Raw genomic sequence first — 10336 nt, 5'->3', positions numbered from 1 at the left:
GTGATGCTCATGACGTTCTTCGGGCGGCGGCGGTGGGCGGAGGACGCGCACCCGCACGAATCACCCGGGGTGATGACCGTGCCGATGGTGGTGCTGGCGATCGGCTCGGTCGCCGGGGGCGCGCTGCTGGCCTACGGTGGGGCGCTGGTGAACTGGCTCGAACCGGTCGTGGGGGAAGAGCACGGTGAACTGCCGGTCCCGGTGTGGGTGCTCACCGTCGTGACCCTCGCGGTGGTGCTCGTCGGTGTCGCGATCGCCTACCGGCAGTACGCGATCCGCGAGATCCCGGTCGATGCACCGGACGAGGTGTCCGCCCTGACCCGTGCCGCGCGCCGCGACCTGTACGGGGACGCGGTCAACGAAGCGGTGTTCATGCGACCCGGACAGCACGCGACCCGCGCCCTCGTCGAGGTCGACGACCGTGCCGTCGACGGTGCCGTCGGTGGGGTCGCCGTGCTGATCGGGGCCGCGTCGGCGCGGCTGCGCACGCTGCAGACCGGATTCTCCCGGTCCTATGCCCTGTCCATGCTGGTAGGCGCGGCCCTCGTGGTCGCCACGATGGTGCTCTGGTGAGGATGCGATGAACCAGTTCCCGTGGCTGAGCGCGTTGTGGCTGGTGCCGACGATCGGCGCGCTGCTCGTGTGGACGGTGCCGGCGCGGCGGCCCGACCTTGCCAAGGCCGGTGCCCTTGTCGTGTCGCTGGTGGTCGCGGTGCTCGCGATCGTCGTGGCGGTGCGGTTCGAACCCGGGGGAGCGCAGTACCAGTTCGTGGAATCGCACCGGTGGATCCCGTCTTTCGGTGCCGGATACACGCTCGGGGTCGACGGCATCGCGCTGGTGCTGGTCCTGCTCACCGCGGTGCTGGTGCCGTTGCTGCTGCTGGCCGGATGGAACGACACCCGGGACGCCGTGGTGCGGAACGGCATCGGGGGCAAGCGGCCGCACGCGTACGTCGCGCTGATCCTGGTGGTCGAGGCGATGGTGCTGCTGGCCTTCACCGCACTCGACATCCTGCTGTTCTACGTGTTCTTCGAGGCGATGCTCATCCCGATGTACTTCCTCATCGGCGGGTTCGGCCGGGCGCAGGACCGGGCCGCCCGCTCCGCCGCGGCGGTGAAGTTCCTGCTCTACAACCTGTTCGGCGGCCTCATGATGCTCGCCGCGGTCATCGGTCTGTACATCCTGACCGTCGACCAGGAAGTGGGGACGTTCGACTTCCGGGAGGTTGTCGCGCTGGCGACGGCCGGCGAACTCGGTGCCTCCCCGGGGCTGCTGAACGCGCTGTTCCTCGGATTCATGTTCGCGTTCGCGGTCAAGGCGCCGCTGTGGCCGTTCCACAGCTGGCTGCCCGGCGCCGCCGTCGAAGCGACACCGACGAACGCCGTGCTGATGATGGCGATCGTCGACAAGGTCGGCACGTTCGCGATGATCCGGTACTGCCTGCAGCTGTTTCCCGAGGCGTCGGCGACGTTCGCGCCGCTGATCGTCACCCTGTCGGTGATCGGCATCCTGTACGGCGCGATCGCCGCCATCGGGCAGACCGACGTGATGCGGCTGATCGCCTACACGTCGATCTCGCACTTCGGGTTCATCGTGCTGGGCATCTTCGCGATGACCAGCCAATCCCAGACCGGATCGACGCTGTACATGGTCAACCACGGGCTCTCGACCGCGGCGTTGTTCCTCATCGCGGGATTCCTCGTCTCCCGCAGGGGTTCTCGCCTGATCGCCTCGTTCGGAGGGGTCCGCAATGTCGCCCCGATCGCGGCCGGCACGTTCCTCGTCGCCGGTCTGGCGACGCTGTCGCTGCCCGGGCTCGCCCCGTTCATCAGCGAATTCCTGGTCCTGATCGGCACATTCCCGCGCTACGGCGTCGCCGCGGTGTTCGCCACCGGCGCGCTCGTGCTCTCCGCGATCTACGTGCTGTGGCTGTACCAGCGGATGATGACCGGTCCGCTCGCCTCCGGCAACGAGGAGGTCCGCGACCTGGTGCCGCGCGAACTGGTCGTCGTCGCACCGCTCGTCGCGCTGCTCATCGTGCTCGGCCTGTTCCCGAAACCCGCGCTCGATGTGATCGACCCGGCCGTGAACCACACGATGACCACGATCGGGCAGACCGACCCGGCGCCCACCGTGCCCGGCCCGGTGCTGACCGGGGCGGTGGTGGGCGCCGATCCGGAAACCGATACGCCCGAGCAGGGAGGTGAATCCGAGTGAACGAGATCAGCGCTCCGTCGATCGAATACGGTCTGCTCTCGCCGATGCTCATCGTGCTCGGTGTCGCGGTCGTGGGAGTGCTCGTCGAGGCATTCGTGCCCCGCCGGGTCCGGCACACGACGCAGTTCGTGCTCGCGATCGCCGGTCTCGTCGCGGCCTTCGTCGCGGTCGTCTCGCTCGCCGGAACCAGCAGTTCGGCGGTGCTCGGCGCGGTCGTGATCGACGGCCCGGCCCTGTTCCTGCAGGGCGCGATCCTGCTGGCCTCGATCCTTGCAGTCGGATTGATCGCGCAACGCCGTGTGGCAGTGGCGGAGGCGGTCGGGGCCGAGACGGTCACGGCCGGGGCTCGGTTCGCCGTCGACGACTTCGCGCCGCAACCCGCCGTGCCGCCGGGAAGCGCCGCCGAGCGCACGGCGGCAGGCCAAGGAATCACCACGTCCGAGGTGTTCCCGCTCGCGATGTTCGCGGTCGGCGGGATGCTGCTGTTTCCCGCATCCGACGACCTGCTCAGCATGTTCGTGGCCCTCGAGGTGCTGTCGCTGCCGCTGTATCTGCTGTGCGGCCTCGCGCGGCACCGGCGCCTGCTCTCGCAGGAAGCGGCGCTGAAATACTTTCTCCTCGGCGCCTTCTCGTCGGCGTTCTTCCTCTACGGCATGGCCATGTTGTACGGGTACGCGGGCACGGTGCGGTTGTCCGGGATCGCGGCGGCCGTCGCCGGCGGGTCCGGCGACGACACCCTCGCCCTGAGCGGCGTGGCGCTGCTGGCGGTCGGGTTGCTGTTCAAAGTCGGTGCGGTGCCGTTCCAGTCGTGGATCCCCGACGTCTATCAGGGCGCCCCCACCTCGGTCACCGCGTTCATGGCGTCGGCGACGAAGATTGCGGCCTTCGGGGCGCTGCTGCGGGTGTTCTACGTCGCGGTGCCCGAGCTGAGCGCGAACTGGCAGCCGGTGCTCGGGGCCGTCGCCGTCCTGACGATGGTGGCCGCGTCGGTGATCGCGGTGACCCAGCGCGATGTCAAGAGAATGCTCGCGTACTCGTCCGTCGCTCACGTCGGTTTCGTTCTCACCGGCCTGGTCGCGGCCAACCACGCGGGCGTCGCGTCGACGATGTTCTACCTGCTCGCCTACGGGATCAGCACCGTCGGGGCGTTCGCGATCGTCGGGCTCGTCCGCGACCGCACCGGGGAAGCCGGAGATCTGTCCGCGTGGTCGGGGCTGGGCCGTCGATCCCCGGTCGCCGCAGCGGCATTCGCGCTGTTCCTGCTCGCGTTCGCCGGGATCCCGCTGACCAGTGGTTTCGTCAGCAAGTTCGCGGTGTTCGGTGCCGCGATCGAGGGCGGGGCCGCGCCGCTCGTCGTCGTCGGTGTCGTGTGCAGTGCGATCGCCGCCTACTTCTATGTGCGGGTCATCGTGCTGATGTTCTTCACCGAACCCGGCGACGACGCGGTGACGGTCGTCGCGCCGGGTGCGGTGACCGCGACGGTCGTGGCGGTGTCCGCGCTGGTGACCATCGTGCTCGGGATCGCGCCGCAGCCGGTGCTGGATCTCGCGGACCGGGCGGCTGTGTTCTTCCAGTGAGCGCGGGGTTGTCCACAGGCGCCGGATTCATCCACAGATTCGCCGGATCCGGCGTCGGCGGGTCTCGCGCCGATCCCCGGATGGTTACCGTCGCGGCATGGGGAGCGGCGACGAGGGGGAACGGGTCCGGTCCCGGCTGGACGCGATCGCCCGTGCCGCCGGTGACTACGGGGCCGACGGTGATTACAGGGCTGCCGGTGACGATGGGGAAGAGTCACCGGTCGGCGAGTCGGAACCGCTGCGGCTGATCGACCGATTGCGCGCGGCACGCTGGCAGACGGGCAACGGCGGGACCGCGGCGCTCGGCGTGGTCGGCATCGTCGCGGCACTCGTCGCGTTCGTCGTTGTGTGGCGTGATCAGCCTGTGCCGCAAGCGGTTCCACCGCTTCCTTCGGTGTCGACCGCGTCCGAGCCGCTCGTTTCCGCGCCGAGCGGCGCGGCAGCGGCGCCGGACATGGCCGAGCCCGAAGAACTCGTCGTCAGCGTCGTCGGGTTGGTCGCCGCACCGGGGCTCGTGACGTTGGCGCCCGGTACGCGGGTCGCGGATGCGCTGACTGCCGCCGGGGGAGCGTTGCCGGGCGCCGATCTTACGGGCATCAATCTGGCGCAGCGCGTCGCCGACGGCGACCAGATCGTCGTCGGTGCCGCGCCGCCGGATCCGCCGCCTCCCGCGAGCAGCGTGTCGAGCGTCGGAACCGGTGCGGGATCACGGGCCTCGGCACCGGGAGGCGCGGCATCGGGAGGCACGGCATCGGGAGGTGCGGCGGGACCGGTGAATCTGAACACCGCCGACGAAGCGGTGCTCGACGCGTTGCCCGGGGTGGGTCCGGTGACCGCCGCGGCCATCATCGCCTGGCGCGACGAGAACGGGCCGTTCACGGATGTCGAGCAACTCGGCGAGGTCGACGGCATCGGCCCGGCCCGGCTCGCGCGACTGCGCACGCTGGTCACGGTGTGAACAGCGACCGGACCGCTACGCGGCTCGATGCCCGGCTCGTTCCGTGCGCGGCCGCGGCATGGGCCGTCACGCTGCTCGGTCTGTACGCGGGTAGCCGGGCGGCCCTGGCCGGCACCGTGATCGCCGTGCTGCTCGCCGGGGTCGCCGCGTTCGCCCGCGCACGCGGACCGCTCCTGGCAGCGTTGCTGATCGGCGCCGGCTACGGCGTCGCCGTCGGGGTGCGTGCCGCAGCCGCCGAGACGCATCCGCTCGCGACCGCGGCGCCGCGCGGAGCGAGCGTCACCGCCGAGGTGGTGGTCGACGACGATCCGAAAGCGATGCGGCAGAACGCTTTCGGCGGGGAGCCGCAGGTGCGTATCCCGGCGTCGTTGCGGTCCGCACAGATCGGACGCGAGCGCGTCGACGCGGGCGGCTCGGTCGTCCTGTTCGCGGCGGCCGAAACCTGGTCGGAACTGGTTCCGGGACAACGCATCACGGTGCGCGGCACGCTCGCCGTCGCGGACGGGCCGGGACTCGTGGCCGCGCTGCTGCGGGCCCAGGGACCACCGCGCGCGGTCGCGCCGCCGCCGCTGCATCAGCGGTGGGCCGCGACCGTCCGGGAAGGGCTCGCGTCCGCGGCGCAGGCCGTGCTGTCACCCGATGCCGCCGGGCTGCTGCCGGGACTGATCGTCGGGGACACCTCGAACCTGCCGGACGACGTGCGCGAGGAGTTCCGGGTCGCGGGTCTGACCCATCTGACCGCGGTGTCCGGGGCGAACGTGAGCATCGTGCTCGGCGCGGTGCTGCTGCTCGTGCGGGCACTCGGAATCGGACCGCGCACGGGTACCGTCCTCGCCGCCCTGGCACTCGTCGCGTTCGTCGTCGTGGTGCGGCCGTCACCGAGCGTGCTGCGCGCCGCCGCGATGGGATCGGTCGCGCTGCTCGCACTGGTGGTGGGACGACGCAGGCAGGCGATGCCGGCGCTCGCCGCGTCCATCGGGATGTTGCTGATCGTCGCACCGGAGCTCGCGGCCGACGCCGGTTTCGCGCTGTCGGTCGTCGCGACGGCCGGACTGATCGCGGTGGCGCCGGGATGGGTGACGCGCATGCGGGCCCGCGGCATCCCGCGGGCCCTCGCAGAGGTGTGTGCGGTGTCCGCGGCGGCGTTCGTCGTCACCGCCCCGATCGTCGCGGCCCTGTCCGGCTCGGTGAGCGTGGTGGCGGTCGTCGCGAATGTGCTGGTGGCGCCGGTGCTTCCGCCGCTCACCGTGCTCGGGTCCCTGGTCGTCCTGTGCGGCGCGGTGTGGTCGCCGGGGGCGGAACTGCTCGCGCGCGGCGCCGCCCCGATGTTGTGGTGGCTGCTCGAAGTGGCCGACCGCGCGGCCGCGTTGCCCACCGCCGAACTGACGGTGCCGGCGGGTGCGGCCGGTGCCGTGACCGTCGTTGCGGCCATCGTGTGCGGTTGGGTGGTGGCACGGCACCGCCGGCTGAGGAGGATCGTCGCGGTCGCGGCACTGGCCGCGGCGGCCGTGTGTGTGCCGGTGTGGATCGGCCGGCCGGGCTGGCCCGGGACGGGGTGGGTGCTCGTCGCGTGCGATGTGGGACAGGGTGACAGTTTCGTGCTGTCCACCGGCGACGGCGGCGCGATCGTCGTGGACACCGGACCGGACGCGACGGCCGTGGACAGGTGCCTGCGCCGGCTGCGGGTGACTCGCATCCCGATGCTGATGATCACCCATCTGCATGCCGATCACGTCGGCGGTCTCGACGGTGTGCTCGCGGATCGGTCGGTGGCGGTCGTCGTCACGGGTCCGGGCGCGACCTCGCGCCCCGGCGGTGCCGACCTGGTCGCGACCGCGCGGCGGTTCTCGGTGCAGACCCGGGAAATCCATCGGGGGGAGGTGTTCACGATCGGGACGATCACCCTCCGGGTGCTCGGCGACGGCCCGGGCGGTGGTGAGGAGAACGACCGGTCGCTGGTCGCGCGGGCCGACACCCCGATCGGGTCGGTGCTGCTGACCGGCGATGCCGAAGCGGGTGCGCAGGAGGCACTCCTCCGCTCGGGCGCCGAGGTGCGGGCCGACGTGCTCAAGGTTCCGCATCACGGTTCGCGGACGTCGTCGTCGCGGTTCCTTGCGGAGGTGCGTCCCCGCGTCGCGTTGGTCGGGGCCGGACGCGACAACCCGTTCGGGCACCCGCACCCGGAGATTCTGTCGAGTCTGCAGGAACTGGGCACACGCGTACTGACCACCGGCGCGCTGGGGGACATCGCGGTGGTACGGGCCGGGTCCGGGGCCCTTGCCGTCGTGTCCGACCACCGTGGCACGATCGGTCCGTGAGCGCGACGCAACTGCACCTGGTCCTGGGCGACGAAGAACTGCTCGTCGAACGCGCGGTCGCCGGGATCGTCGCCGGAGTACGCGAAACCAGCGGCGCGGGCGCCCAGTTGCCGGTGTCCCGGCTGCGTGCGGGCGATGCCGGTGCCGCCGAACTCGCGGAACTGCTGAGTCCGTCGCTGTTCGCCGAGGACCGCGTGGTGGTGCTCGAAGCCGCCGCCGAGGCCGGCAAGGACGCGGTCGCGTTGATCCTCGACGCGGCGGCCGCGCCACCCGAGGGCGTCACGCTGGTGATCCTGCACAGCGGCGGCGGCCGGGCCAAGGCGATGGTGGGGTCGCTGCAGAAGTGCGGCGCCGAGGTCCACGAATGCGCGAAGGTCACCAAGGCGAGCGAACGTGTCGACTTCGTGCGCGCCGAGTTCCGGGCCGCCGGGGTGCGCGTGGCGCCCGACGTCGTGCAGATGGTGATCGACGCGGTGGGCTCGGATCTGCGGGAGCTCGCCGCCGCGTGCAGCCAGTTGTGCGCGGACACCGGCGGGAAGGTCGATGTGACCGCGGTGAATCGGTACTACTCCGGCAAGGCGGAGGTCACCGGGTTCGAGGTGGCCGAGAAGGCCGTCGCGGGGGACACGGCCGGCGCGCTCGAGGCGTTGCGCTGGGCGATGCACCGCGGTGTCGCGCACGTGCTGCTGGCCGACGCGCTGGCCGACGCGGTGCACACCATCGCGCGGGTCGGGTCCGCCGGGCGCGGTGATCCGTTCAAGATGGCGTCGGATCTGGGTATGCCGCCGTGGAAGGTGAAGAAGGCGCAGGCGCAGGCCCGCGCGTGGAATCCGGACTCGGTCGCGTCCGGACTGGCGATCGTGGCGGCCCTCAACGGTGAGGTCAAGGGCATCGCCGCCGACGCCGACTACGCGGTCGAGCGAGCGGTCCGGCGGATCGCCGCCCTGGCCGGCCGCTGATCACCGCTCCCGGTCCGGGGTCCGGGGTCCGGACGACGAAAGACCGCCCTCACGAGGAGGGCGGTCTTGTCGGAGCCAGAGCTTGCGTTCTACCTCAGAGCTGGTTGGCAACCTTCGCCAGAGCCGACTTCTTGTTGGCGGCCTGGTTCGGGTGGATGACACCCTTGCTGGCGGCCTTGTCGAGCTTGCGGCTGGTGGAGACGAGGAGTTCGACGGCCTTGTCCTTGTCGCCGGCGGCCGCGGCCTCGCGGAACGAACGGATCGCCGTGCGCAGCGAGGACTTGACCGACTGGTTGCGGAGTCGGTTGCGCTCGTTGGTGCGGATCCGCTTCACCTGGGACTTGATGTTGGCCACGCGTAAAATCCTGTCGTTTTGCTGGGTAGCTGGTCGGAAAGCTCTGGGTGCACCAATGCGCACCGACGTACGACGATACCAGCGGGCCGCCGCAATGCCAAAAAGCGGTCGCGTTCGAGGCCCGAATATTTCGTTCCCGTTCCAAATGTTTCGCAGGCGTGACAAGTTTGTTTCCGATTCCGCACCCGGGCCGGACGTGTACGAACATTTCGGACATGAGCCGCCGCAACTCCACCCTCGACGCTGCCAGAACCGGGAAACGACGTCGATCGACGACCACCGACGTCTTCGACGGCTACCCGGACGCGGCCGCCGCCGGAGCGGCGTACGACGAGATGTTCGACGCGGACGGCCGCGTGCGAGCCCCGTACCGGCGCCTCGCGAAGATCCTCGAAGCGAAGGGACCGGAGGACCTCACCGCCCGCACCGAGGCGCTCGGCCGGGCGTTCACCGACCAAGGCGTGACCTTCTCCCTGTCCGGGCAGGAACGACCGTTCCCGCTCGACCTCGTGCCGCGGGTGATCGCCGCCGCCGAATGGACCAAGATCGAGCGAGGCGTCACCCAGCGGGTGCGGGCGCTCGAGATGTTCCTCCACGACGTGTACGGCGAGCAGCACATCCTCCGCGACCGCATCGTGCCCAAACGGCTGGTGACCTCGTGTGAGCACTTCCACCGCGAAGCGGCCGGCATCGTGCCGCCGAACGGGGTGCGCATCCACGTCGCCGGGATCGACCTCATCCGCGACGAGACCGGAACCTTCCGGGTCCTCGAGGACAACCTGCGGTCCCCGTCGGGCGTGTCCTACGTCATGGAGAACCGTCGCGCGATGGCCCGGGTCGCTCCCGACCTGTTTCTCGAACACAGGGTCCGGCCCGTCGGCGAGTACGCACTGCGCCTGCTGCGCGCACTGCGTGCCGCCGCGGCCCCCAACGCCGCCGACCCCACCGTCGTGGTGCTCACCCCCGGTGTCGCGAACTCCGCCTACTTCGAACACTCCCTCCTCGCCCGGCAGATGGGCGTCGAACTCGTCGAAGGCCGCGACCTGTTCTGCCGCGACAACATCGTTTACATGCGCACCACCGAAGGTGAGCAGCAGGTCGACGTCGTCTACCGCCGCATCGACGACGACTTCCTCGACCCGATGCAGTTCCGGCCCGACTCGGTGCTCGGTGTCGCCGGCATCCTCAATGCCGCCCGCGCGGGCAACGTCGTCATCTCGAGCGCTGTCGGCAACGGCGTCGGCGACGACAAGCTGGTCTACACCTATGTGCCGGACATCATCGACTACTACCTCGGCGAGAAACCGCTGCTCCCGAACGTCGACACCCTGCGGTGCTGGCTGGACGAGGAACGTGAGGAGGTCCTCGACCGCATCGACGAACTGGTGATCAAACCGGTCGAGGGCTCCGGCGGATACGGCATCGTGTTCGGCCCCGATGCCTCCGCCGCGGAACTGAAGACCATGGCCCGCAAGATCCGGGCCGACCCGCGCAGCTGGATCGCGCAGCCCGTCGTGCAGCTGTCGACCGTCCCCACCCGGGCAGGCGAGGCGCTCGCGCCGCGGCACGTGGATCTGCGGCCCTTCGCGGTCAACGACGGTGAGGACGTGTGGGTTCTGCCGGGCGGCCTGACCCGGGTCGCCTTGCCCGAAGGGTCGCTGGTGGTCAACTCCAGCCAGGGCGGCGGCAGCAAGGACACGTGGGTGCTCGCGCCCCGCAGCTCGGGCGAGGAGAGCGAACTCGGCGGCGACCGGGTCGTCGCGGAACCGTTGCAGGTCGGATCCGTCGATCGCGGGCCGGAACTGAGCGACACCCAGCAGCAACAACAACAGCAGCAACAGCAGAACGGGAGGGGGCAGTGATGCTGGCGCGCAACGCGGAATCGCTGTTCTGGATCGGCCGCTACGTCGAGCGGGCCGACGACACGGCCCGGATCATGGACGTCGCGGTC

The 10336-nt window shown here is 70.6% G+C and carries 8 protein-coding genes and 1 pseudogene; 8 read left to right on the top strand and 1 reads right to left on the bottom strand.

Going from position 1 to position 10336, the window contains the following annotated elements:
• From I0Q12_RS32685 to holA, 6 genes and pseudogenes are all read left to right on the top strand, one after another.
• Nucleotides 1-573, top strand: a pseudogene (locus I0Q12_RS32685) (NADH-quinone oxidoreductase subunit L); the annotation flags it as partial.
• A gap of 7 nt (nt 574-580) precedes the next feature.
• On the top strand, nt 581-2218 hold the full coding sequence (locus tag I0Q12_RS12340; protein WP_197252194.1) for an NADH-quinone oxidoreductase subunit M: 1638 nt from the start codon (nt 581-583) through the stop codon (nt 2216-2218).
• Nucleotides 2215-3795 carry an NADH-quinone oxidoreductase subunit NuoN gene (gene nuoN, locus I0Q12_RS12335; RefSeq protein ID WP_307846197.1) on the top strand — a complete coding sequence of 527 codons (1581 nt, stop codon included), beginning with the start codon at nt 2215-2217 and terminating at the stop codon, nt 3793-3795. The genes I0Q12_RS12340 and nuoN overlap by 4 nt, the downstream gene beginning before the upstream one ends.
• 97 nt (nt 3796-3892) lie before the next feature.
• Entirely contained in the window at nt 3893-4753 is an 861-nt protein-coding gene (locus I0Q12_RS12330) for a ComEA family DNA-binding protein (protein ID WP_197252193.1), read from the top strand.
• The gene (locus I0Q12_RS12325) at nt 4750-7071 is read left to right on the top strand and encodes a DNA internalization-related competence protein ComEC/Rec2 (RefSeq protein WP_197252192.1); all 2322 of its coding nucleotides are present in this window, start codon (nt 4750-4752) and stop codon (nt 7069-7071) included. Before I0Q12_RS12330 ends, I0Q12_RS12325 begins: the two co-directional genes overlap by 4 nt.
• The gene (holA, locus tag I0Q12_RS12320) at nt 7068-8030 is read left to right on the top strand and encodes a DNA polymerase III subunit delta (RefSeq protein WP_197252191.1); all 963 of its coding nucleotides are present in this window, start codon (nt 7068-7070) and stop codon (nt 8028-8030) included. The genes I0Q12_RS12325 and holA overlap by 4 nt, the downstream gene beginning before the upstream one ends.
• 94 nt (nt 8031-8124) lie before the next feature.
• On the opposite strand, the gene rpsT is transcribed toward holA, so the two are convergent.
• A complete protein-coding gene (gene rpsT / locus I0Q12_RS12315) occupies nt 8125-8385 on the bottom strand; it encodes a 30S ribosomal protein S20 (protein ID WP_197252190.1) in 261 nt (86 codons plus the stop codon).
• A 335-nt stretch (nt 8386-8720) separates the two neighbouring features.
• Between rpsT and I0Q12_RS12310 the strand changes: the two genes are divergently transcribed.
• The gene (locus tag I0Q12_RS12310) at nt 8721-10247 is read left to right on the top strand and encodes a circularly permuted type 2 ATP-grasp protein (protein ID WP_231610515.1); all 1527 of its coding nucleotides are present in this window, start codon (nt 8721-8723) and stop codon (nt 10245-10247) included.
• Nucleotides 10247-10336: alpha-E domain-containing protein (locus I0Q12_RS32680; RefSeq protein ID WP_231610514.1), on the top strand; the 90-nt coding region annotated here is incomplete at its 3' end. The genes I0Q12_RS12310 and I0Q12_RS32680, both read left to right, overlap by 1 nt.

It is taken from the genome of Rhodococcus sp. CX, from assembly GCF_015865005.1.
Classification (GTDB): Bacteria; Actinomycetota; Actinomycetes; order Mycobacteriales; family Mycobacteriaceae; genus Rhodococcus.
The sequence above is the reverse complement of the archived record's forward strand: the minus strand, read 5'-3'. Positions and strand labels throughout refer to the sequence as shown.

Excerpts from the sequence above, each read along its gene's own strand:
- I0Q12_RS12340 (WP_197252194.1), top strand. The coding sequence starts at position 581 with ATGAACCAGTTCCCGTGGCTGAGCGCGTTGTGGCTGGTGCCGACGATC.
- I0Q12_RS12330 (WP_197252193.1), top strand. The coding sequence starts at position 3,893 with ATGGGGAGCGGCGACGAGGGGGAACGGGTCCGGTCCCGGCTGGACGCG.
- I0Q12_RS12310 (WP_231610515.1), top strand. The coding sequence starts at position 8,721 with ATGTTCGACGCGGACGGCCGCGTGCGAGCCCCGTACCGGCGCCTCGCG.